At 64.0% G+C, this 21,882-nt stretch carries 19 protein-coding genes and 2 tRNA genes; 9 read left to right on the forward strand and 12 right to left on the reverse strand.

The genetic code is table 11. The annotated features are described in order from the left end of the window. The coding region (locus tag A5788_RS12325; RefSeq protein ID WP_156525512.1) for an HNH endonuclease signature motif containing protein at positions 1–1,195 on the forward strand (1,195 nt) is incomplete at its 5' end. Positions 1,196–1,321: 126 nt separating this feature from the next. On the opposite strand, the gene A5788_RS12330 is transcribed toward A5788_RS12325, so the two are convergent. Both A5788_RS12330 and A5788_RS12335 read right to left on the reverse strand, forming a co-directional pair. Further along, positions 1,322–3,343, reverse strand: a complete 2,022-nt coding sequence (locus A5788_RS12330; protein WP_049698177.1) for an amidase — start codon at positions 3,341–3,343, stop codon at positions 1,322–1,324. Beyond that, positions 3,340–4,374, reverse strand: a complete 1,035-nt coding sequence (locus tag A5788_RS12335; RefSeq protein WP_049698176.1) for an agmatine deiminase family protein — start codon at positions 4,372–4,374, stop codon at positions 3,340–3,342. The genes A5788_RS12330 and A5788_RS12335 overlap by 4 nt, the downstream gene beginning before the upstream one ends. Positions 4,375–4,522: 148 nt before the next feature. Here A5788_RS12335 and A5788_RS12340 point away from each other — a divergent pair, with 148 nt between their 5' ends. After that, positions 4,523–5,143: a TetR/AcrR family transcriptional regulator gene (locus tag A5788_RS12340; RefSeq protein ID WP_064866932.1), complete on the forward strand. Its 621-nt coding sequence runs from the start codon at positions 4,523–4,525 to the stop codon at positions 5,141–5,143. A 14-nt stretch (positions 5,144–5,157) separates the two neighbouring features. Here A5788_RS12340 and A5788_RS12345 read toward each other — a convergent pair whose 3' ends face one another. Both A5788_RS12345 and A5788_RS12350 read right to left on the reverse strand, forming a co-directional pair. Then, positions 5,158–6,045, reverse strand: a complete 888-nt coding sequence (locus A5788_RS12345) for a 2-hydroxy-3-oxopropionate reductase (protein WP_049698174.1) — start codon at positions 6,043–6,045, stop codon at positions 5,158–5,160. A 43-nt stretch (positions 6,046–6,088) separates the two neighbouring features. Further along, entirely contained in the window at positions 6,089–6,901 is an 813-nt protein-coding gene (locus tag A5788_RS12350) for a hydroxypyruvate isomerase family protein (RefSeq protein ID WP_064866930.1), read from the reverse strand. Positions 6,902–7,180: 279 nt separating this feature from the next. Between A5788_RS12350 and A5788_RS12355 the strand changes: the two genes are divergently transcribed. Then, positions 7,181–8,806, forward strand: a complete 1,626-nt coding sequence (locus A5788_RS12355; protein WP_064866928.1) for an MFS transporter — start codon at positions 7,181–7,183, stop codon at positions 8,804–8,806. A 68-nt stretch (positions 8,807–8,874) separates the two neighbouring features. Here the strand turns inward: A5788_RS12355 and A5788_RS23850 are convergent, their stop codons facing one another. Both A5788_RS23850 and A5788_RS12360 read right to left on the reverse strand, forming a co-directional pair. Beyond that, positions 8,875–9,021, reverse strand: coding sequence for a hypothetical protein (locus A5788_RS23850; RefSeq protein ID WP_156525513.1), 147 nt, complete (start codon positions 9,019–9,021; stop codon positions 8,875–8,877). An 84-nt stretch (positions 9,022–9,105) separates the two neighbouring features. Further along, the gene (locus tag A5788_RS12360) at positions 9,106–9,849 is read right to left on the reverse strand and encodes a M23 family metallopeptidase (protein WP_082937798.1); all 744 of its coding nucleotides are present in this window, start codon (positions 9,847–9,849) and stop codon (positions 9,106–9,108) included. Positions 9,850–10,047: 198 nt separating this feature from the next. Here A5788_RS12360 and A5788_RS12365 point away from each other — a divergent pair, with 198 nt between their 5' ends. Next, the gene (locus A5788_RS12365) at positions 10,048–10,845 is read left to right on the forward strand and encodes a DUF5995 family protein (protein WP_231894044.1); all 798 of its coding nucleotides are present in this window, start codon (positions 10,048–10,050) and stop codon (positions 10,843–10,845) included. Positions 10,846–10,848: 3 nt separating this feature from the next. Here A5788_RS12365 and A5788_RS12370 read toward each other — a convergent pair whose 3' ends face one another. The 3 genes from A5788_RS12370 to A5788_RS12380 form a co-directional block, all read right to left on the reverse strand. After that, positions 10,849–12,624: a GMC family oxidoreductase N-terminal domain-containing protein gene (locus A5788_RS12370; protein ID WP_064866924.1), complete on the reverse strand. Its 1,776-nt coding sequence runs from the start codon at positions 12,622–12,624 to the stop codon at positions 10,849–10,851. Next, the gene (locus A5788_RS12375) at positions 12,617–13,294 is read right to left on the reverse strand and encodes a hypothetical protein (RefSeq protein ID WP_231894043.1); all 678 of its coding nucleotides are present in this window, start codon (positions 13,292–13,294) and stop codon (positions 12,617–12,619) included. Before A5788_RS12375 ends, A5788_RS12370 begins: the two co-directional genes overlap by 8 nt. A gap of 499 nt (positions 13,295–13,793) precedes the next feature. After that, positions 13,794–14,681 (reverse strand): YdcF family protein, encoded by an 888-nt coding sequence (locus A5788_RS12380; protein ID WP_064866921.1) that lies wholly within the window; start codon positions 14,679–14,681, stop codon positions 13,794–13,796. A gap of 330 nt (positions 14,682–15,011) precedes the next feature. Between A5788_RS12380 and A5788_RS12385 the strand changes: the two genes are divergently transcribed. Continuing rightward, positions 15,012–17,237, forward strand: coding sequence for an FUSC family protein (locus tag A5788_RS12385; protein WP_064866919.1), 2,226 nt, complete (start codon positions 15,012–15,014; stop codon positions 17,235–17,237). A gap of 45 nt (positions 17,238–17,282) precedes the next feature. Here A5788_RS12385 and A5788_RS23855 read toward each other — a convergent pair. Beyond that, a tRNA-OTHER gene (locus A5788_RS23855) sits at positions 17,283–17,377 on the reverse strand. Between the two features lie 278 nt (positions 17,378–17,655). Between A5788_RS23855 and A5788_RS12390 the strand changes: the two genes are divergently transcribed. Both A5788_RS12390 and A5788_RS12395 read left to right on the forward strand, forming a co-directional pair. Next, entirely contained in the window at positions 17,656–17,901 is a 246-nt protein-coding gene (locus A5788_RS12390) for a helix-turn-helix domain-containing protein (RefSeq protein ID WP_064866918.1), read from the forward strand. A 437-nt stretch (positions 17,902–18,338) separates the two neighbouring features. After that, complete coding sequence (locus A5788_RS12395; protein WP_231894042.1) at positions 18,339–18,797, forward strand: hypothetical protein; 459 nt, start codon at positions 18,339–18,341, stop codon at positions 18,795–18,797. A gap of 67 nt (positions 18,798–18,864) precedes the next feature. Here the strand turns inward: A5788_RS12395 and A5788_RS12400 are convergent, their stop codons facing one another. Continuing rightward, on the reverse strand, positions 18,865–19,488 hold the full coding sequence (locus tag A5788_RS12400; protein WP_064866916.1) for a hypothetical protein: 624 nt from the start codon (positions 19,486–19,488) through the stop codon (positions 18,865–18,867). 126 nt (positions 19,489–19,614) lie between these two features. Next, positions 19,615–19,691, reverse strand: a tRNA-Leu gene (locus tag A5788_RS12405). Positions 19,692–19,844: 153 nt separating this feature from the next. On the opposite strand from A5788_RS12405, the gene A5788_RS12410 reads away from it, so the two are divergent. Then, a complete protein-coding gene (locus tag A5788_RS12410) occupies positions 19,845–20,468 on the forward strand; it encodes an ANTAR domain-containing response regulator (RefSeq protein ID WP_197494438.1) in 624 nt (207 codons plus the stop codon). 167 nt (positions 20,469–20,635) lie between these two features. Continuing rightward, positions 20,636–21,862, forward strand: a complete 1,227-nt coding sequence (locus A5788_RS12415; protein ID WP_064866914.1) for a branched-chain amino acid ABC transporter substrate-binding protein — start codon at positions 20,636–20,638, stop codon at positions 21,860–21,862. Positions 21,863–21,882: the final 20 nt, after the last annotated feature.

A 21,882-nucleotide genomic window follows, 5' to 3' on the forward strand; every position in this document is an offset into this window, starting at 1 on the left:
ATGCGATCGTCGGCAGCGTCAGATGTGTATAAGAGACACGGTGTTGGACGCGTGGGCCAAACCGGGCATGAACAATCCGGACGACCCGGAGTCGCCGGTCGGGCCGATCACGACCGCGAATGCTGAACAGGTCGCGGCGGCCGCGCTGCGTGATGAACGCTCACCAGCGCAACGCAACCACGACGCCTTCTCCGCACTCCTGCAGCAAGTACTTGAATCAGGGATGTTGGGCAACACCCACCGGGGGTTACCGATCCAGGTCATCGTCACCACCAGCCTGCACGAGTTGGAAGCGCAGGCGGGGATCGCGCAAACCACGTCCGGAACACTGCTCCCGATCGGTGATGTGATCGAGATGGCCGCCTCGGCCGGGGCGAGCCAGTATTTGGCGGTGTTCGGTGAGCACACCAGCGTGCCCCTGTATTTCGGTCGGTCGAAGCGGATCGCGTCGCTGGGGCAACGGTTGGCCTCGTTCGCCTCACCCGGCGGGAAGATGTGTTCGGCCCCGGGCTGTAATCAGCCCGCGAGCAGGGTGCAGATGCATCACGCCGCGAAAGACTGGGCCGACGGCGGCTTGACCGATATCGACCAACTCGTCCCGGCATGCGATGTGCACAACCGGAGAGTCGGCCCGAAACCTGGCCAGTTCACCACCCGCATGATCACCGACGGCCCCGACACCGGGCGGGTTGCGTGGCGGCTCAACGCCAAGCCCGGTATGCCGGAGAATCCGGAACGCATCAACCGCATCGCGGACGTTAAAGCTGATTTCCGCGACTACCTTGCCGCCGAACACACCAACAACGAAGCAGCAGCGGCTGCACGCGCGGCCGGTACCGGGACCGGGATCGCCTCGGACACAGCCGATACCGGGATCGTCGCGCGAGCCTCCGGTACAGCGGACGCCGAGATCGTCGCGGACGCAGTCGGCGCCTGGATGGTGTCGCCGACATCGATGCCGGACCCGCCCCGCGGGCGGGTCGAGCTCGCGTTGGTGGGCGCAATGCCCTCCGGCGACACCGTTCGTCTCAGCTCGCGGGTCGACATCCGATGGAACCTCGCTGATCCACCCGACCCCGAGCCACCCACAGACCCGGACGCGCCAACGGGCCCAGCTCCACCAGGCGGCCTCATCGCACCCCACGGCGTCGACCCGCCAGACAGCCTCGGCCCACCGCTGGCCGACGCCGCCTGACCACCGCGCCATCCCGGGCGAACCGTCGAATCTGGTTGTGCCGCAACCCGTCTACACCCCGCCACCACGCATCGGTGGCGGGGCAGACGTGGTCGCTCGGGGCAGGTCCCAGTAGAGGGAGCGTGGTCAGATGCCGTCCACGATCACATATTCGGCGTTGGCTGCGCCGTTCGATGACGTCGCGATTGCTGTCACGAGTGCGCCGTACGGGATGCGCCACGCGGAGTGTTGTCGCTTGAGCTCGGCTGCGGGAATCTCGACCGATGCTGTGAAGCTCGATCCCTCGCGGTCGATCGGAACAGCATCTCCGTCGACGAACACCTGTAGCAGGTCGGCGTCGGATGACCCCGAGATCTCGATGACCGCAAACTGCGCATCGCGTCGAGCGGATGCTGTCAGTTCTAGCGCTGGGACGTCGCCGCCGGCCTCGGCGCCCGGGCGCATCAGGGGGCGCATCAGTGAAGGGAGCTCCGGCGTCGAGGTAGGGGCGGTGCGGCGTCGAGACGCGTGCTCGTAGGCCCAGCCGTAGGCGAGTAGGGCGTTGTCGTCGTAGGCGCGTCCGGCGAATGTCAGGTTCACGGGCATTCCGATGTCACTCATCGTGCCCATCGTGACGTTGACAGTCGGAATGCCGTAGTGACGGATCATGGTGTTGCCGGTCGACACCCACACCCCGTTTGCCATGGCACGTTCGTGTGATTCCGGATTGGTGTCGGCGTCCGCGGGTCCGACGTCGAGCGCAGAGGGAAACACCAGTGCGTCGAGGCCGAGTTCGTCGAGCCACTCCTCGAGGTCGACGCGGCGCATCTCCTCGAGCCCGCGGATGCCCTCGGCCAGATCGGGAATCTCATCGAGCGTTGGGATTCCGCGTGCGGCGCGCTCGGGGTACTCGCTGATGTCCAGGTTGTACCGCGCGTAATACCCGTGCAGTTCATCGGGAATCGCGCCGTCGGGCAGTGGGAAGATCAACGGCCCGTCGACGTCGGCGAGGCGGTTCAGTGCGGGGTCGCCGTTGGCCTCCAAGAAATCGTTCCACGACCAGACGGTGAGGTCCCACATCTCCGCGTCGAAGAATCCTTCCGGGAGGATTCCGCGGGCATAGCCGTCGCGGGCGTCGGGTCGGTCGAGTTCGTAGTTGGTCAGGGCGGGGAAGTCGACGTCGATTATCTCGGCGCCCGCTGCCTCCAGGTCTGCTCGTGCGCGGTTCCACAGCTCGATGACCGAGGGTCGTGGTGTGATCGGCCAGCCCGCGTCGGGGTCGTCGCCCAGGATGATGCGGGGTATGCCGAAACGCTTGCCCCGCAGGGCATTGTCATCGCGGAGGTCCAGGTACGACTCTGGCCGCACCGACGATGCCGCGGGCAATTCCACCCATGGCTGCGTGCGCCAGAAGTCTCCTCGTGTGTCGTTGTCATCCGTGACGAGCACATCGAGCAGGGCGAGCATGTCGTCGACCGTACGAGTTTGTGGCACAACGACATCCATTGTCGGCGTCAACGGCCAGTTGCCACGCACCGAGATCACGCCGCGCGACGGCGTGTACGCGACGAGCGCGTTGTTCGACGCGGGGGAGCGGCCACTCGACCATGTCTCTTCGCCGAGGCCGAACGCCGCAAGGCTCGCAGCTGTCGACACGCCAGAACCGTTCGACGAGCCGGACAGGTACGCGGCCGCGAGATAGTCGCTGTTGTAAGGACTCTCGGCCCGTCCGTACACGCCCCGCTGCATACCGCCATTGGCCATCGGAGGCATGTTGGTGAGGCCGAGGCAGATTGCGCCGGCAGCCCGCAGACGTTCGACGGCGAACGCGTCTGAGCCCGCGACGAGATGCGCGAACGCAGGCGAACCCGACGCCACGGTGAGGCCCTGCACCCGGTAGCTGTCCTTCGCGGTGTACGGGATGCCGTCGAACGGACCGTACGCCTCGCCACGGGCACGACGTTCGTCCGATGCGCGCGCTTCGTCGAACATCGTCGGGTTGAGAACGGGAATCGCGTTGAGCGTCAACCTGTGTCTATCGTATCGGCCAATGCGGTTCAGGTACCCACAGACGAGTTCGACGCTGGTGACCGCGCCTGATTCCAGCGCGGCACTCAGTTCGGCTATCGATGCCTCCACCAGTGGTGGGGTTTGTGTCGGGGACGTCATGACGTGGCGCCGACGGCTGGTTGTTGCTGTGTGATGCAGTGGATTCCACCGCCGCGTGCCAGGATCTCGCGTGCGTCGATGGTCACCACGCGCCGGCCGGGGTAGACCGACGCCAGGATCTCGGCCGCGCGCGCGTCGGCCTCCGGTTCACCGTAACCACAGGCGACGACACCACCATTGACGACGAGGTGGTTGATGTAGCTGTAGTCGACGAAGCCCTCGGAGTCCCGAATCGTGTTGGGAGCGGGCAGATCGACGATGTTCCACGATCGTCCGGCTGCGTCGGTGGTGCCTTCGAAGAACTCGCGCAAGCCTTTGGTGACTGCGTGGTCGGGATGGTCGGGATTCGGCTGGTGGTGCAGCAGCAGCGTCCCGGGGGAGGGAATGGTCGCGACCATGTCGACATGACCGCGCGTGCCGAACCGCTCGTAGTCGCGGGTCAGGCCGCGGGGGAGCCAGATGACCTTCCTTGCGCCGATCGTGCGTTCGAGCTCGGCTTCGATCGTCTCGCGCGTGGCGTAGGGGTTTCGATAGGGGTCGAGTTGGACCGTCTCGGTGACGAGAACGGTGCCCTCGCCGTCGACGTGGATGGCGCCGCCCTCCTGGACGAGCATCGAGCTGACAACTGGGACACCTGCCCGGCCTGCGACCACGCGCCCGATCTGACGATCGTTGGTCCACTCGGCCCACTCCTGTGCGCCCCAACCGTTGAACGTCCATGTGACAGCGCCGAGTTGGCCTGCGTCGTCGATGACGAAGGTCGGCCCGATGTCGCGCATCCACGCGTCGTCGAGCGGCGCTTCGACGATCTCGATCTCCTCCGAGAGCATGGCACGCGCACGTGTCGTCTCTGTCGGGTCGACGACCATGACGACCTGCTCGAACTGCGCGACCGTATTGGCAACCTCGCTCCACGCGGCGTACGCGGTCTCGGCGTCGGCCGCGCTTTCGGCGAGGGTGGTGTTGGTCCGTGGAAACGCCATCCACACACGCTCGTGGGGGGCGGTCTCGGCGGGCATTGTCCAGGACATATTCGGAGCCTTTCGTTATTGATCGAGCAATCAATAACTAGAACGGTAAGGGGTGCGGGTCGGGCCGTCAAGTGGAACGAACGAATTATTGATTCTGTGATCAATAGCGGTTGACTAGGTGGTGGCCAGGCACGATGATCGCTGGGTGATGGTCTCGAAGAGCCGGACGCGCGCACCCCGCAAGTCGCCCGAGGAACGGACGGATGAGATCCGCACCGCCGCATGTCAGGTCGCTCGTGCCGATGGGCTTCCAGGGCTGACCCTGAGGTCTGTCGGCGCACGGGCAGGTGTGGCGCCCGCGCTCGTCGCACACTACGAGCCGAGTATGGACGAGCTCGTCGCGTCCACGTTCTCGGCGATCACCAGCGCGGAGGTCGACGACATCACCGAACTCATTGCCACCGAACCGAACTCAACGTCGAAGCTGCGGACCTTGATCGCGACGCTGACGGAGCCGGGCCGCGACGATGTCACGATCGTATGGGCCGACGCCTTCAGTCTTGGCAGGGTGAATCACCCTCTCGCTGCCGCAGTTCGGGACGTCATGGGCCGTTGGCAGTCACTGGTGTCCGAGCTCATCAGCGAGGGTGTCGACGCGGGCGAGTTCGTCACCGACGACGCGGCCGACGTCGCGTGGCAGTTCCTCGGGATGATCGACGGCGTCAACTCGCACGCGCTGGTGCACTACGCGGGTGCTCCCGACAGAGGGCGTCTGGTTCGGCGCGCGATGGAGAACGAGCTCGGACTCGCACGCGGAACCCTGCAGTAGGCCGGGCTGGGACATCACATCGAGTCGAGCCTGCCGGACAGCCGCTCGACCGTCCGAAACAGTGCCGCGTGATCGAGGCCGCCGTCGCCGTTGGCCCGCGCCGACGCCATGAGTGTCGCGACGAGGGAGCCGATCGGGAGAGCCAATCCTGCCTCGCGTGCCGAGGCGGTGACGATCCCGAGGTCCTTGTGGTGCAGGTCGATTCGCGCTCCCGGTGCGAAGTCTCGATCGATCATCCGACGTGCCTTGTGGTCGAGCACTGTCGATCCCGCGAGTCCTCCGCCGAGGACTTCGACCGCTGCGGTGGTCTGCACCCCGCTGGCCTCGAGGTAGACGAGTGCCTCGGCGAGTGCGGCGATATTGGCGGCCACGATCAATTGATTGGCCGCTTTGACCAATTGTCCACTGCCGCTTGGTCCCACGTGTACGACGGTCGAACCGACAGCATGCAGGAGGGGCGCCGCTGCCTCGACCGCCTGGTCTGAGCCGCCGACCATGATCGACAGGGTCGCATTGACTGCGCCCTCCTCGCCGCCCGACACCGGAGCGTCGAGAAACAAATGGCCGCGCTCAGCCGCCTGGTCGGCCAACCGGACCGCGACGTCGGGTCTGACGGTCGAGAAGTCGACGATGACGGTGCCCGGCTTGGCGTGCGCGAACACTCCATCTGGTCCATTCATCGTCTGCTCGACATCGGGGGAGTCGGGGAGCACCGTGGCGACGATGTCGGCATCGGCGACCGCCTTGGGGACGGAGTGCACTGCGGTTCCACCGGCCTCGACGAGTGCCGCGGCTTTGGACGGTGTGCGGTTGTAGCCGACGACGCGGTGTCCTGCGCGAACCGCGTTGACGGACATCGGACTGCCCATCACGCCGAGTCCGATGAACGCGAGGGTTGTCATGATGAGGTGCTCCTCCGTGGTGCGGTGATCCGAGTGCCGTGTCTCAGTGTGCGCCGTCTGCGAACTCCGCGATCCACGAGAACGGGTCGGGCAGCGTCGGGCGATACTCGAGACTGATCCATCCCTGGTATCCGGCTTCGTCGAGCGCACCCAGGTATCGCGCGAAGTCCATTGTGCCCGTGCCTGGTTCGCCACGGCCAGGGGCGTCGGCGATCTGCACATGACCGATCCGCCCGGTGTGGTGCGAGAGCACGTGGTCGAGGTCGTCGCCGTTCGTCGACAGGTGGTAGAGATCAGCGAGGAGCGCGACGTTGTCAATCCGGTGCTCGCGTCGAACGGCGTCGGCCACTGCGAGCGCATCATCGGCGAGGCGGAGCGGATAGTCCGGGATCGCACTGAGTGGTTCGAGGAGGATCTGCGCGCCGATCGTCGCAGCGGCACGAGCCGCGATGGCAAGGTTGTCGACTGCCAGTGAGTCTTGTTCGGCGATGTCGAGTCCTGCCATGCGGTTGCCGTAGAGCGAATTGAAACCCACGGTTCGCAGACGTGCACCGATGCCGACCGCGACGTCGATGCTGTCGACGAACTCGCGCGTCCTGGGCGGATGCGACAACAGCCCACGCTCACCCGCCGCGAGATCACCCGCTGCGAGGTTGAGGTGGGTGAGGCGTACCCCGGCGTCGTCGATCGCCGTCACGAACTCGTCGACCTCTCGATCGGCAGGGACAGCGTCGTCGAACGGCCACCAGAATTCGACGGCATCGAAACCCGCATCGCGCGCCGCCTGGGGTCTGCGCAGCAACGGTAGGTCGGTGAACAGCATCGAGCAGTTCACAGTCAGTCGGTGGGGGTTCATCGCGGCTCCCTCGTCTGGGGTCAACTCGGCTGACGTGACGTTGCTCGCGACTGTTTTACCGTCATTGGTGGGCGTCTCCCAAATGGCCCAAATGGTTAGCCTTGCTGAGGTTGTCCAGGGCCCAATCTGACGGTGTGCGAGGTGGCCATTTTCAGCGAGGGAGTCGGTGTCCGCACTCGGCGCGGTCTGAGATCGTGGCTGTCGACCAATCAGTAGAGATTGCCTCCGCTGCCGGGCAGAAACCGCGTGCGGCCAGGGCGTTCCGCGTATCGTGCTGCCATGCGACGGTGGCGGGTCCTCCTCATCCTCAGCGCTGCACAGTTCATCATGGTGCTCGACACAACGGTCATGAACGTGTCGGTGTCGCAGGTCGTTGCCGACCTCGGCACGACGTTGACCCAAGTCCAACTCGCGATCACCCTCTACACACTGGTCATGGGATCGTTCATGCTCTTCGGCGGTCGCCTCGGCGATATGTTCGGCAGGCGGAGGGTTTTCGCCATCGGGCTCATCGTGTACGGAATCGGTTCGCTCATCACGGCATTCAGCCAGAACATCGGCATGCTGTTGTTCGGATGGTCCTTCGTTGAGGGCGCCGGAGCCGTCATGGTGATGCCTGCGATCATTTCGTTGACGGCGTCGAACTATTCGGGTCGCGACCGCGCAACCGCCTATAGCGCCCTCGGCGGTATTGCCGCAGCCGGCGCGGCGGCCGGTCCGTTGATCGGCGGATGGGTGACTGAAGCACTCACCTGGCGGGTGGTGTTCGCCGCGGAGACCGTCGTGTGCATCCTCGTCGTGCTTGCGGTGCGCGCCATCGCCGACGACGAGAAGGCCGAGCCCGGGGGGATGGACTGGGTCGGAACCGCGTTGTCGGTAGCGGGACTCGGGCTCATCGTGATCGCGCTGCTGCAGGCAGGCACCTGGGGCTTCATCAGGCCGCGAGGCGCACTGACAATCGGTGACGTGAGAGTGACACCGTTCGGTTTCTCGGTGGTGCCGTTCATGATTGCGCTCGGCGTCTTTGTGCTCATCGGTCTTGTCTCCTGGGAGCGTCGTGTCATCGACCGTGGCGGCACACCGCTGCTTCACCCCGCGTTGCTTCGAAAACTGCAGCTGCGCAACGGATTGATCATGCTGCTCGCGCAGCAGACCATTATCGGCGGGATGTTCTTCATCATCCCGATCTACCTGCAGTACGCACTGCAGATGAACGCGTTCGAGACAGGAGTGAAGCTCGCGCCCATGTCGGTGGCCATGCTGATCGCGGCGTTCGCCAGCCCGAAACTGGCTGCGACGCAGTCGCCGCGGCGGATGGTCAGAATCGGTCTGGTGCTTGTGATCGTCGGTTGCGTACTTCTGGTGACCACCATCGATCCCGAGCTCAACAGTGTTGTGTTCGCCATCGGCATGGCCATCTTCGGCGCCGGATTCGGTTTCATAGCAGCACAACTCGGCAACGTGATCATGTCGTCGGTGGGCAATCGTGACCGTGGTGAAGCGGGCGGCTTGCAGGGCACGGCCCAGAACATCGGGACATCCGTGGGCGTTGCGCTGCTCGGTGCGCTACTTGTCGCCGCGCTCAGTTCGGGCTTCAATACGGCAGCTCAGGCAGACTCGACGATTTCGGCGCAGACGAAGAGTCAGATCAACGACGCGACGGCGAACGGCGTCGAAATCCTCGGACGAGACCAGCTCGAGGCGGTTGCTCAGGAGCACGATATTCCCGCCGGTGAGGTGTCGACACTTGTCGACGACTACGTCAACGCCCAGTTGGAGGCGATCAAGATGGCGATCCTGCTGGCCGTATTCTTGGCGTTGCTCGGACTAGTTGTCGCTCAACGACTTCCGACGGTTCCCGGCGCAGAATTGGGCAAGGATGAGCCAGCCGCGGCGGGAAAGTGATCGCGGCTCGAGTCTCATCGCAGGTGCCTCAGGACTCATCGCAGGTGCAGTGTGCGACCCGAGAGCGATCAGTCGTTGCTCGAATCCGAAGGGTTCGAGCCCGTGCTGTCGTAGCTGATCATGCCGTCGTGATCCTGCGGCTTGTCGTGCTTGAGCTTGTAGATGAGGCCGATGACGCCGGCAACGACGAGCAGTGTGAAGAAGATGAATCCCATGGCGATCTCCAGGGGCCTGCGACGATGTGCGCCGATCAGCGCACATCGTCGAGAATACTGCCCCGAGGGGTCAGGGGTTGGAGGTCAGGGGTTGACCCCGCGCGATGCCAACCACGCCTGCGGGTTGATCTTCTGCTGGTTCTTGTCCCAGACCTCGTAATGCAGGTGCGGGCCGGTGGACTGTCCACGATTGCCGACGGTGGCGATCGTCTGGCCGACGTGAACCTTCTGGCCCGCCCTGACGAAGCTCTCGTTGACGTGTCCGTAGACACCGGTCGTGCCGTCGTCCTGGCGAACACGAACCCACATCCCGAAGCCCGACGCCGGGCCCGATTCGAGGACGGTGCCGTCGGTGACGGCGTGGATCGGAGTGCCGACGCGGTTGGCAATGTCGACGCCGTTGTGATGCGATCCCCAGCGGGCGCCATACCCGGAGGTCACGGTGCCGGTGGTCGGTGCAACGGCACGCTTCTTGCCCGGGACCCCCGCATTCGGGGGCAACGCGTTGCGGGTGAGTTCCTCTAGCTGCGGTGGCAGCTTGATGTTTTCCGGAAGCTTGATGTTCTCTGGCAGCTTGATGTTCTCCGGCAACGCCACGGTCGGTGCTGCGGGCTTCGGAGCCGGCTTTGCGGCGGCCTGCGCCGCGCCAACGGAACCGAGGCCGATCACTCCGGTGATCGCGGCGACGGTCGCGGTCTTCAGCTTGAGGGTGTGCGCGTTGTTGGAAGCTGCGCGGTGCTGACCACGGCTGGCGCGAGGTGGCGAGTCAAAGACCGCACGCGTCGCGTTCGGGATCGAGTCACGGTCGGTCAATCGGTGGTGAGGCACTGCTATACGTCCGCTCTGGGGTTGGTAACGCTTTGATATCGGAATGGACACGGCGAGACTATCAGACGCGCGGCTTGGGCGACATGTCGTGTTTGCCGGAGAGGCTCAGATCCGGTATCGTCGCAGGTCAAGGCAGTGGAGGGCGTTATGAATCGTTCGCGCGGCCAGGTTGTGCCGGCTCCTTCGCCGGTCCCGCCCGTGACCACCATCGACGACGTGGTGGCTGCCCTCGACGACATCATTTCGTGGTCGGTGAGCACACCGAGTCGTCTCGGCTACTTCGCTGCGCTCTACAAGCGCATCACTCTTGCCGTGGGTGCTGCCATAGAGCGCGGGTATTTCGACGACGGCCCGCGGATGGAGCGTCTCGATGTCGCTTTCGCCGCCCGATACTTTGAGGCTTTCAACGGCTATCACCATCCCGGCACCTTCTCGAAGCCAACTCGCTCCTGGCGCATCACGTTCGACCATGCACCCGATCCCGCGCCGATCATGGTGCAGCACATGCTCGCCGGGATCACTGCACATATCGTGTTGGACTTGGGAATCGCGGCGGTCGAGGTCGCCGGCCGACGCGGGCTTCGGGATATCGAGCGCGATTTCACGACGATCAACGCGGTGCTTGCGAGCCAGGTCAATGGTGTTGTCGACGACATCAACGAACTTTCGCCCGCGCTGGCCGAGATCTATACCGTCCTCAAGCAGAATCAGATCTTTGCGATCAATGAGGCGATCAAGGTCCTCCGCGACAGTGCGTGGCGGTTCGCGTTGCTGTTGGCAGTCGAGCCCGGGTTCGCCCGTGGCCCTACCATTCTCGCGCGCGACCTGGTGGTCGCACGCCAGTGCTTGGCCGTCTTCGATCCGACGGGCGTCGTCGGCGTCCTTGATAGCGCCGTCACCCGGATCGCCGCTCGGGAGAGCCGGGGTGTGGCGCACAACGTCGAGGTGCTTGCCGACGTGGCCGCGACGCCCGCTCCGATCGAGACGGAACTGTAGGGGTCAGAGCCCGAGTTCGATCATCCGCTTGGTGATCCGATCGTCGGTGGTCGCGACCGGTTCGCCGGTGGCCACCCAGGGGTCGCCTCCGAAGTAGGTAGCCATGATCTTCTCCGCGGTGCGGGTGGCGAGCGCCTGGGTGGTCAGGGTGGGGTTGGGTCCGCCGAGTGAGTTGGCGAGAACCGAGTTGTCCGCGATGAAAATTCGGTCGACGAATCGCGCCTCACCGCTGGGGCGCGTCACGGAATTGCGGGCCGACTCGCCCATGCGCATCGACGAGTGCACGTGGAGGAGCAGGGGAGCCCAGTCCAGCCGATATACCTTTCGCGCGCCGGCTTTCCGGAGGAGTTGCGCCGCCTTCGTCGTGATGTACTCGCGGTTGCGTCGGGTCGGGGCCGACCGCTTGCGAATGTCGATGTCGACTTTCGCGACAGCACCGTGGGAGTCAGCCGGGAAAAGTGAAGGCACTATTCGACATTCGGGCTCGACGTGGTCGTCGGTGATGCACAAGACGTTCAGCATCCGGTCGATTCCGTGGGCCATGAAGTCGCGGAGTTCGTCCCCGGCCAGTCGTCCGGTGGGGCCGTCCCATGCGCCCCGCATCCCGCGGCCGTTGGTGTACTGGCCGCGAATACCGCTGTTGGACAACGTCATCGTGAACGCCTGGATCGCCGGGGTGACTCCGGAGTTCTCCAAGCATCCATATCCGGGGAACTCGACCCGTGCACAAGAATTGGCACCCCGCGTGTTGCCGGTGTCCTCATCGAAAAGACCTACCACCCAGTCGAACCAGTGGTCGGTGTGTCCGCGACCGACCCAGCCGTTCGGGTTCGGCAATCCACTGTTGAACCACAGCCGCGGGCTCTCTGTAGCGCCGCCGGCCATCACCACGACCTGGGCGTCTTCACGATGTCGCACCCCGGTGACGTTGTCTCGCCATGTCACTCCGGTGGCGCGGACGCGTCCGCGGCGTTCCTCTGTGTGAATTTGCTCGACGAACGACTCCGCGCGCAGTTCCATGGCCTTGCCGCCGCGACGAACCGCATCAGCGGCAAGGCCGAGCGGAACGTAACTGTTGTCGGTCGATCGGCGGGCGAAGAGGTTCCGTGGTGCGCGCGCTGGTTGGTAGCAACCCTGAAAACAGTGGCCGCAGAAGGTGCAACCCGTTGCCTGCGGGTAGGCGAGAAGGTTGGAATCTGTTGTGCGGCCGGCATTTCCGCCTGGATGCAAAATACAGTTCGGCTGCGGTCGAAAAGCTGCGCGGGTCGTGTCCCGTGATCGTTGCAGCGGCAATCCCAAGCCTTCGCAGCCTCGGAAGAAGAGCGCCTCTTTGGTCCCCATCGGGGCAGGCTTGACCGGCAGGCTCGCTTCCACCCACTCGAGATACGGAACGAGTTCGCGGTAGGTGAAGGGGAAGCGATGCGCGGTGTCGTACAGGGCGGCGTCGGCACCGCGGTAGCCGGCGAACACGCCGGGATACGGTCGCGGACTGTTGCCGAAGAAGTGTTGAGTGGTGCCGCCCACCCCACCCAATTCCCAGACGAAGCTGTTCTGTGCCCATTCGCGGTGCCAGTACGGTGTGGACCGGTCGCCCGGTCCGAAGCGGAGGAAACCGGCTGTGGGGTCGTTGGCGTCGAACTCGAGATGCGACCACTGTTTGGCGGGGTTCGCGTGGCGCGGACCACCTTCGAGCAGCAACACGTCGAGGCCCTGTCCGGCGAGTTCGGCGGCGACCACCGGGCCACCCCCACCAGCGCCGATCACAATGACGTCACGCACTCAGAACTCCTCGAATCCCTTGTAATAGCCGATGAAATCGTCGTGGCCGTCTACGAGCCCGTTGGGCCGGTATCCGGTGATGTTCCAACTGACAGGACGCCGAGAGACGCCGTGCGGTGTAGTCGTAGAGCCGATGCTCGCTCCACACGGTGAACGCCGAACCGTCGAGCAGGATGCCCCCGACGAAGCGCAACAGGCCCGCGCCGGACCCGCGCAGCGGTTGCGGTAGCGCATTGTCGAAGACGGCGAGTAGATCGGCAGCAGGTTGTTCGACCAACTCGAACGCACGGGCTTTCGTCTGAAAGTTGGCGTTGGCGAAGGGTGAGGCAAACGGACCCGCAAGCGGTGCGCCGACGAGTAGCGCTGCGACATCCATGACCAACCCGGCGATCAGGGACAGCGGAAAGGTGCGGTCGTTGTCGCTGACGCCGAGCGCGCGGTCGACTGCCGAGGCCACCTTGTCGTCGGGAAGCTGCAGCGGCGTGACGGCCAGGTCGGTGAGCGTCACCGACAGTGCCACTGCCAGTGGCCGGAGAAGCTGGTCGCCCTGCGGTAGAAAGCGGTCCACCAGGCCGACGAATTCGTCGGCCGCACCATCAGACATCGCACCGGGGCCGCGCCCGGTGACACCCTGCTGCTTCGAGTACCGGTCGTCACCTGGCATCACCATGACCGACACGCCACGGAGCGCATCGCGCGACGCTATGCGCAGCCCCCCCGAGTATCTGTCTCGCGATGGGCGGCATGTCCAGATAGCCGTCGGGCGGGGATGGCGCGGCGCGCGCCGCGGGTGTGCGCGACAACGCGAGAACCACTGTGGCAAGACCAGACGCCCCTAACAACTGACGCCGACTGATCCCGCGGGAACCCGCGGAAGAATCGGACATCTACAGCATCGCCGTGTTGTGGGTCACATTGCGAGGCTACGGCACGAGCGCCGGGAAAGTCGCTTTTGCCGCGGGGCGTCGTCGGAACTCAGGTGAACTGATCTGACGTCGAGACAGTTCGGAACTCGTTGACGGCGGTGGGCGCTGAGGCGCGAGTCAGCCGACGGCCCGCACGAACTCCTGTGCGGCCGGTGGCACCGGTGCGTCGTCGACGAATTCTTCACGCGCGCTGATGATCAGTGCGACGGCAGCCAGGGCTATCCACAACCCGGAGATGACGGCCTAGGTGAGCACATTCTGTTTGCGGTAGTGCACGACGGTTGCGGCAAATTCCCGGAGGAATCCCGACGGCAGGTAGTACCAGGCGGTGGGGGAGCCGACGACGATCGCCCCTGGAATGCCCAACTCACGGCTCAGCGATGCGCTACGCAGTACGTGGAAATTGTTCGTCACGACGATCATCTGGGCGGAGTTGATTCCCTGATCGGCCAACAGCTGTAGCGAATTCTCCAAGTTCTCGCGGGTGTTGGTCGATGCGTCCTCGAGGAGTACCGCGTCGGCCGGTACGTGAGTTTCCTCAGCGAGGTACCGGGCCATGGCAGATGCCTCGCTGACCACCTCGTCGTTGCCCCTGCCTCCGGACACCACGATCCATGGCTGACGGCCTGCCGCGACCAGATCGTCGTAGACGCGTACCGCTCGGTCGAGCCGGCTCGCCAGAAGCGGGGTAACGCGATCGCCGTTGAGCCCTGCACCCAGTACGACGATCACTTCGCTGTCAGTGATACGCCCATTCACCCTCGGATATACGACCGCGTAGGTCGTGTACGCCATCAGTTCGGCGACGATGATTGCCCCGGGAATGATGCCCAGCGGTACGACAACCAGCTGCCAGTCACCGTAGATGGCGGAAAACATCCACCACCACACAAGAGCCAGGGTCGCGATGATGGCCAATCCGAGGGCGGCCGGGACCAACGTGGCCATGCGCAATCCCTCGCGGCGGACCACGATGGGCGTATTGGCTGCCAGCAGTAGTGCGCTCGCGGCCAAGCCCAGAATCACGACGAGCACCGGCAACACCGCGACCAACAGGGAGAATGAACCCTCGGGAGCGATGATCACCGCGATCGCCGTCGCCGAGATCCAGATCATGGTGAGGCTCGCCATCAGCCACAGCCCGTGCGTGGAATGTCGGGCGTCGCGTCGAATCCGAAACCACGTAACGGCTATCAGTATCGCGGTGAGGACGAATATGACTCCGACGACAATTCGCACTGCGGTGCCTCTCTGACGTTGCGCGGCCACCCACGTTTCCGGTGAGCATGAACTGATCCCATTAGACAGACTCTCAGCAGAGCGATGGCCCGGGACACACAGTCCCATTCATGCAGCCCATCTCAAAGCTGATCTCGTTCGCCGGGATGATGGCTCGCAAGTTAGCGCCCGTTATTGGGCGGATCGAGGCCTATTTCGGGCGCGTGCACGACACTGAGTGGCGTGTCGACGTTCCTCCACCGGCTACCGCAACCGGTACAGATCTGGAATCCGCGGCATCTGCTGCGACTGGCCGACGCGGCAGATCCCGGACGGCAGCGGCTGCACGACGCGACTCTGGTCACCTCCGCGGTTGCGTTGTCGACCGGCGCCACCTGGGTTCTGGTCGCCACGGGCCACGCGGACCAGTCGATGCTCGTCGTCCCCATCATCACCGCTTTGGTGTGCACCAACTCCACCAAGGACCCCACTCCCCGGGCGCGGCTCGTCACCGCGAGCCTCCAGCTCATCGTCGCGCTGCTCTCTGCGACGCTCGCCGCGCTGCTCGAGCCGTACCGATTCGCGGCGGTCTCGGTGTTCGTCGCGGTGTCGGGAATCGCCGTGTGGGTTCGACGATTCGGTCCTCGGGGTGGAGCGCTGGGATTCGCGGCCTTCTTTCCGTACTTCCTCACTCTGCTGTTACGCCTGGATCACGGTCAGCTGCCCGTCCTGTGGCTGGTGGTCGGCCTCACCATGGGCACCGGAGTGCTTCTGCGTGCGGTGGCGCTTCGTCAGCGGCCGCGGCGTCAGATCACGTTGCTGCTCAAGGAGTTTCGCATCGCGGCTGACACCGCCCTACTCGCCGCACAGCGCGCCACCGGCCGCCCGCGCATCGAGCGCGACCTCGCCCGGCTCGGTGGAATGTCCCTCGCGATCGACGACTGGCAGTCACGGTTCGACACGCATCGCTACCTCGATTGCGAACCACAGACTCTCGCCGACCTTGTAGTGGATGCGCAGATCTCGGTGGAGCAGGTGTGCAGTCAGCTCGTTGCCGACAGGTTCGGCGACGCGTCGCAGTCAGACGACGGCGCACTCCCACGAAACACATTGCTCGTCAACGCGATCACCGATCTGCACACCGTTCTGGGCAAGGATGTCGACGTCGAAGCAAGCCGCGTCGCGGCACGTCGGGCGAAACGAACCGAGTCCCTCGTCGACCTCAGCGAGGAGGGGGGACTGGCCACGCTGGAGATCTCGCGCTGCGTACGTACGTGGCATGCGCTCAATGAACTGACCGCTTCGGTGCGCGACTCCGAGGCGATGCCCCCTGCCGACCCCTCCGACCCTGCCGACGGTCATCGCGAGCGCCACCGTCCACGTCTCGGGCCGGCCTCCCTCTGCATCTCGGCACCGCCCTGGAAACTGCAGCACTGGCGCAACTGGGAGCCTACGTCGCGGCTGGCTGTTCAGGTGATGTTCGCCACCGCACTGGCTTCCGTCGTAGGCGAGGCTATTTCCGCTTCCCGCTGGTACTGGGCCGTTCTGACCGCGTTCATCGTCTTCATCAAGGCCAGCACGCGTGCGGCCGTGCTAACTCGCGCGATGGACCGGATCGTCGGCACCGTGCTGGGAGTCGTGATCGGGGCGCTCGTGGTGGTGGTCGCGAACCATCACGTGATCCCCGAACTGATCCTCGGCGTGCTCTGCGTCTTCCTCGCAAGCTATTTCGGCCCGGTTCAGTACACCTACCTGGTGGCGTTCATCACCGTGATGGTCGCTGCGCTGTTCGATCTGCTCGGCGTCTTCGACATGCGACTGCTCGTCGTTCGCGTCGAGGAGACCGTGGCGGGATCGCTGATCGGGGTGGTCTGCGCCTACTTGATTCTCTCGACCAATTCGCGGCCCATGCTCATCGATTCCATCGCCAAGTACTTCGACGCCCTGGACGACGCCCTCGTCTGTGTTGCCACCGGACTCACCACTGCGGGGGAGCGTCATCAGATCACCGAGGCCACTCGACGCCTCGAGCAAGCCAAGGTCAACGTCGAATCCGCCTGTTCGTCAACACGAGCTGTCGCACTTCTGGAGCCACGGTCATCAACCGCGGCAGTCCGACAACCGATCGTGGCGATTCATCATTGCGCACACTCGCTGTTGATCGCGGCCATCGTTGTCTCCGGGTCCGAGCCACCACAGGTCTTCACAGGTACCGACGCCACCGATATCCGCGAGGCACTGGACCGAATCCGTGAGCGGGTCAAGATGACTCGAGCAGCGCTCAGTGGCGAAGCGGAGTCGGCCGTCGACCCCGCCCGCATCCCCGTCATCTCACTACTCGCCAAGCTGAACGTGGAGCCGGATACTCCTCGCGGCGAGGCGATCGTGGCAGCGTCGCGCCTCAATCAGGTGCTCGAGGATCTGGACCAGGCAGCGACCAAGGTGCCGGATGCTGCCGAACAGCAATGAGACCAGCGACAGAAACCAATAAACCCCTGCTGAACAGGGGTTTCGTGGTGCCCTCGGTGAGACTCGAACTCACACTGGACGGGTTTTGAAAAACCTGCGATGTGCGTTTCGGGTGACTTGGTGACCAGTGCAGACGAGGCTGATTGTTTGGAATCGATTCGGGACCGCATAAACCCCCACCTATTGCTCAGTAGCGACTACTGCTGGATCACGACCTGATGACCCGCGAGCGCCGGGATGTTGCCGGGGTGGTGGTGACTCGCGGGCGGGGCATAAGGCGGCGGGCAGTGCGGTATCGCTCGGCAGTGCCCGGCATCGTCTCGCGGATCGTTTGGTGAGCGTCCGCAAGTTCCACGGCGTGAACAGACTTCCGCAGGCAATTTCACGTCCAGTTCGGTGGGGACGAGCTTTGGTTGGCGTGTCCGCCGACGTCAAGCCGTCCCGATACGCCACCCGTGCGACGTTCTGTGAGCGTGTGCCCGCACGTCGGACCGAGCTTGGGCTGGGCCAAGAGCAGGATGCCGAGAAGACCGGCATCCACCTCACGTATCTCGGTTGGGTCGAGCGTGGTCAGCGCAGCCTTCGCTTGGAATCGGTGCTGAAGTTCGCGGCCGGTCTGGAGACGGCGCCAGGCTACTCGGCAGGCGGTCCGCCAACCGAGTAGATGTCGTATGGTCTAAGTGCGGCTCCTGCAAGATGGATAGATCGCCCGGGGTGCGCACGATCTCGGGCCGCCAGCGTCCCGGCGTCGTAGGGGCCGACACTCAGAGCCGATCGAGTACCTGCGACTCGCGGTGCGTGCGACCGCTGGAGTTGCCGTGCTCGATTACGCTTTCCTCTGTTTGGTTCTTGCCGTTGTCGGCCTTGTCCGCTACGCGCTATGGCTTCGATTCTGCCGCCGCATCGCGCAGACTCGCGACGATGCCCCGGCGGTTATCAACGCCGCTAAGGCGTCGCGTCCGGCATTCTGGGCTGCCAATCGATCGCCGTAGCGAGTACCCCCGCCTCACCGGAGCAGGACAGGTCGATGAGGGGGTCTCGGTGAGGACGCACTCTCTGCACGGTGCATGTCCGCCGAACCAAGGACCGTAAGGGTGGTCAGTGGGTGACGAGCACGCCCAGGAGTCGCAAGGTGCGTTGTTCGTACCTTTGCCGCCGTGGATGGCCGAAGGGATGTGCGTCTACGTTGCCGAGCATCCCCGCGCCGCCGAGTTGACAGCGCCTTTGCGGGCCTCGCTAGAGAGCGGTGGACGGCGGATGAAAGGCGAGCGCACCGTAGCTGAGTTGGACTGGTCTCAGCCTCCCGAGATGGGGACGAGGTTCGAGACGATTTTGGCTCCGGCGCTGGTTGAGGTCGGTCCGCCAGTACGCTGCCCCGCCCGCAACGGCCAGCCAGTCCAACGAGGCATCAGGCTGCACGACTATAGCCGCCACACGTTCGCCACCATGCAGTTGTCGGCGGGCGTCCACTTTATGCAGGTTTCGCAGTGGCTCGGCCATGCGCAATATTCGCTGACACCTACGGCGACTGGATACCGAGCGAAAACGGAGGCGCGCTGAAGTCCCCCGCTTGAACCCGCCCCGGCTCCTGCGCCAACGGTGTCCGAGCGGAACGTCGTGCAGCTATTCAGTCGCTAGGCGGTTTGACCGGCGGAGCTAGATCAATGCCAATCTCCGAACGGGTAGACCCCATCAGATTCATCTCAGCTCTATAGACCGAGTCCATAGCTGCTCTATAGGATGCCTCCGCCTCGGTGCGTTCCTCGGCCGTCATAGTTCGTCCAAGCTCGCCGCTGCGCTGTGATGTGGCTTCATCGAGCCCTTCGTGAAGTGCGTCGATCAATCTAGTTGCATCGTCCGCCAGACCATTACTCACAAGGAATAGCCTGCCTAGCAGTGTTCGGCCGTTGCTAACTCGCACACTTAACTCGTCGTTGACATCAGCCATTTCGTGGACGGTCCAACTGTCGTGCCGCCAAATTCGTTGGCAGACTTCGTTTGACAGGACAAGTAGTTCCGCAACGGTTTCCAGGACGATCTGTTTTCGCCACGCATCGTGGTCACGGGATCGAGCTTCCTCCCGGTCGTACTCGGCGCGAGCGTCAGCCTTGGCGATCGCTAATCGATTTGTGCTGTTGTTGACGACTACGCCGACCACCGCACCGATAGCAACGAGTAGAGAGCCGAGGACAGGTAGCCATGCGAGCCACCACGCGGTTTCGCTCAAGACTTGAACTTGCACTGGTTCCATGCGTTGGATTCTGGCAGCTGAGTCCGACAATCCGTGCGGTGCCGTGCCGCGTGGGTAGCACGGGTGGTATTGACACAGTTGGACGACACTCAGATGGCAGAAAACCCCTGCTGAACAGGGGTTTCGTGGTGCCCTCGGTGAGACTCGAACTCACACTGGACGGGTTTTGAATCCGTTGCCTCTGCCAATTGGGCTACGAGGGCATCTGCCGCCGCGAGCGGCTGCAACAGACAACTGTAGATGATCGGCCGGAAGCCGCGTGAGCCGGTACTCTTCGGAGCATTGGTGCTGGTCGTGAGCGAGTGGGTGCGGCCGGTTGTGACCGCTCTGGTCAACTCGATGTGGAGGAGGGATTGGTGACTGTGGTGGAGAATGTTCCGGCCCAGGCCGAGGACAAGCAGACTGCACACAAGGTGCTCGTCGCCGAGGACGACTCGCTGATCCGGATGGATCTCATCGAGATGCTCCGCGAGGAGGGCTACGACGTGGTGGGCGAGGCGCCCAACGGGCAGGCGGCCGTCGATCTCACCGAGAAGCTCTCGCCCGATCTCGTCATCATGGACATCAAGATGCCGGTACGCGACGGGATCGACGCCGCCACCGAGATCGCACACAAGCGGTTGGCGCCCGTGGTGATGTTGACGGCCTTCAGTCAGCGCGACTTCATCGAGAGAGCTCGGGATGCCGGCGCAATGGCGTACTTGGTGAAACCGTTCTCCAAAGCCGATCTCGTTCCCGCCATCGAGGTTGCGGTCAGTCGCTATCACGAACTGAAGATGCTTGAAAAAGAAGTTGCGACAATGCAGGACCGGCTCGAAACACGCAAGCTGGTCGAGCGCGCAAAGGGATTGCTCATGGAGAAGCAGTCGTTGTCAGAACCAGAGGCGTTCAAGTGGATTCAGCGCGCGGCGATGGATCGTCGTACCACGATGAAGGCCGTCGCGCAGGTCGTCGTCGAAACGTTGGGACCCACAGACTGACCCCTGAGTCGGCCGCGTTAAATCTGTGAAAACGCGTCGACGGTGACTAGCGGATTTCTCTTTCATTGCCCCACGCAAACTCGTATCTCGGTCTATGTTTTCTCAAGGTCTCCTCAGTAGACCTCCCGGCCACAGGGGGTCGGGTGGCTGGACGAGAGGTAGTAAAGATGCATCGTCGCGTGACGACCGCAGCGCTAGGGGCGACGCTGGCCGCTGTGCTCGCCGTTTCGGCATGTAGCAGTAAGTCCACTGACTCGGATTCGTCATCGAGTGGGTCGGCATCAGCGGGGTCGGGGCTCACCATTTCGGCTCTCGCCCAGATCGATACGGAGGGCAAGGAACAGCCGAAGGCATCGGACGCGGAAGCTCTCGATCCGGCCTCGCCGAGCGGAAAGAAGTGCGACCCGGCGACCATTGCAATGGCGGGAGCATTGACCGGCGCCGACGCGGCACTCGGTATCAACATCGTCGACGGCGCGCAGCTCGCCGTCGACCAGCACAACAAAGCGAATCCCGACTGCAAGATCACCCTCAAGCGTTTCGACACCGAAGGTGACCCGCAGAAGGCAACACAGGTTGCACCGACCATCACCAACGACGACTCGATCATCGGATTGATCGGTCCGGCGTTCTCCGGTGAGACCAAGGCGACCGGCGGCATCTTCAACCAGGCAGGACTCGTCTCGGTGACCGCTTCGGCCACCAACCCGACGCTCACAGACAACGGGTGGAAGACCTTCTATCGCGGCCTCGCCAACGACGACATTCAGGGCCCCGCCGTCGCGAAGTACCTGACCGGGGCAAAGGGCAAAAAGAAGGTCTGCGTCATCAAGGACGACACCGACTACGGCGCCGGCTTGGCCAAGGCCGTCACCGGCGCACTCGGCTCCGCCGCTGACGCCGACTGCTCGGGCGACGTCAAGAAGGGTGAGCGCGACTTCTCCGCGATCATCTCGAAAGTCACTGCGGCACAGCCGGATGCAGTCTTCTACGCGGGCTACTACGCGGAGGCCGCGCCGCTCGCGCAGCAGCTCAAGTCGGCCGACTCGAATGTTCTGTTCGTCTCGGGTGATGGTGCGAACGATCCGCAGTTCACCGCGCAGGCCGGCGATTCCGCCAAGGGCGCATTGCTCTCGTGCCCGTGTGGTCCCGCTCCCGACAAGTTCGCTTCGGACTACAAGGCTGCGTTCAACCAGCCGCCGGGCGTGTACTCGGTTGAGGCGTACGACATCGCGACGATCATGATGAAGGGCATCGAGGAGGGCAACAACACCCGTCCCAAGTTGCTCGAGTACATCAGCAAGTACAACGGCACCGGTCTTGCCCGTAAGTACTCGTGGACACCGAAGGGTGAACTCACCACATCACTGATCTGGGTATACGAGGTCAAGTAAGTACGACACCACCGCGCCCG

The sequence above is a fragment of the Gordonia sp. 852002-50816_SCH5313054-c genome, from assembly GCF_001665925.1.
Taxonomy (GTDB): Bacteria; Actinomycetota; Actinomycetes; order Mycobacteriales; family Mycobacteriaceae; genus Gordonia; species Gordonia jacobaea.

What these genes read in the sequence shown, in the direction of transcription:
- A5788_RS12330 (WP_049698177.1), bottom strand. Translation starts at nt 3,343, where the DNA reads ATGACGTCCCCGACACAAACCCCACCACTGGTGGAGGCATCGATAGCC.
- A5788_RS12335 (WP_049698176.1), bottom strand. Translation starts at nt 4,374, where the DNA reads ATGTCCTGGACAATGCCCGCCGAGACCGCCCCCCACGAGCGTGTGTGG.
- A5788_RS12340 (WP_064866932.1), top strand. Translation starts at nt 4,523, where the DNA reads ATGGTCTCGAAGAGCCGGACGCGCGCACCCCGCAAGTCGCCCGAGGAA.
- A5788_RS12345 (WP_049698174.1), bottom strand. Translation starts at nt 6,045, where the DNA reads ATGACAACCCTCGCGTTCATCGGACTCGGCGTGATGGGCAGTCCGATG.
- A5788_RS12350 (WP_064866930.1), bottom strand. Translation starts at nt 6,901, where the DNA reads ATGAACCCCCACCGACTGACTGTGAACTGCTCGATGCTGTTCACCGAC.
- A5788_RS12355 (WP_064866928.1), top strand. Translation starts at nt 7,181, where the DNA reads ATGCGACGGTGGCGGGTCCTCCTCATCCTCAGCGCTGCACAGTTCATC.
- A5788_RS23850 (WP_156525513.1), bottom strand. Translation starts at nt 9,021, where the DNA reads ATGGGATTCATCTTCTTCACACTGCTCGTCGTTGCCGGCGTCATCGGC.
- A5788_RS12375 (WP_231894043.1), bottom strand. Translation starts at nt 13,294, where the DNA reads ATGGTGATGCCAGGTGACGACCGGTACTCGAAGCAGCAGGGTGTCACC.
- A5788_RS12380 (WP_064866921.1), bottom strand. Translation starts at nt 14,681, where the DNA reads ATGGCGAGCCTCACCATGATCTGGATCTCGGCGACGGCGATCGCGGTG.
- A5788_RS12400 (WP_064866916.1), bottom strand. Translation starts at nt 19,488, where the DNA reads ATGGAACCAGTGCAAGTTCAAGTCTTGAGCGAAACCGCGTGGTGGCTC.
- A5788_RS12415 (WP_064866914.1), top strand. Translation starts at nt 20,636, where the DNA reads ATGCATCGTCGCGTGACGACCGCAGCGCTAGGGGCGACGCTGGCCGCT.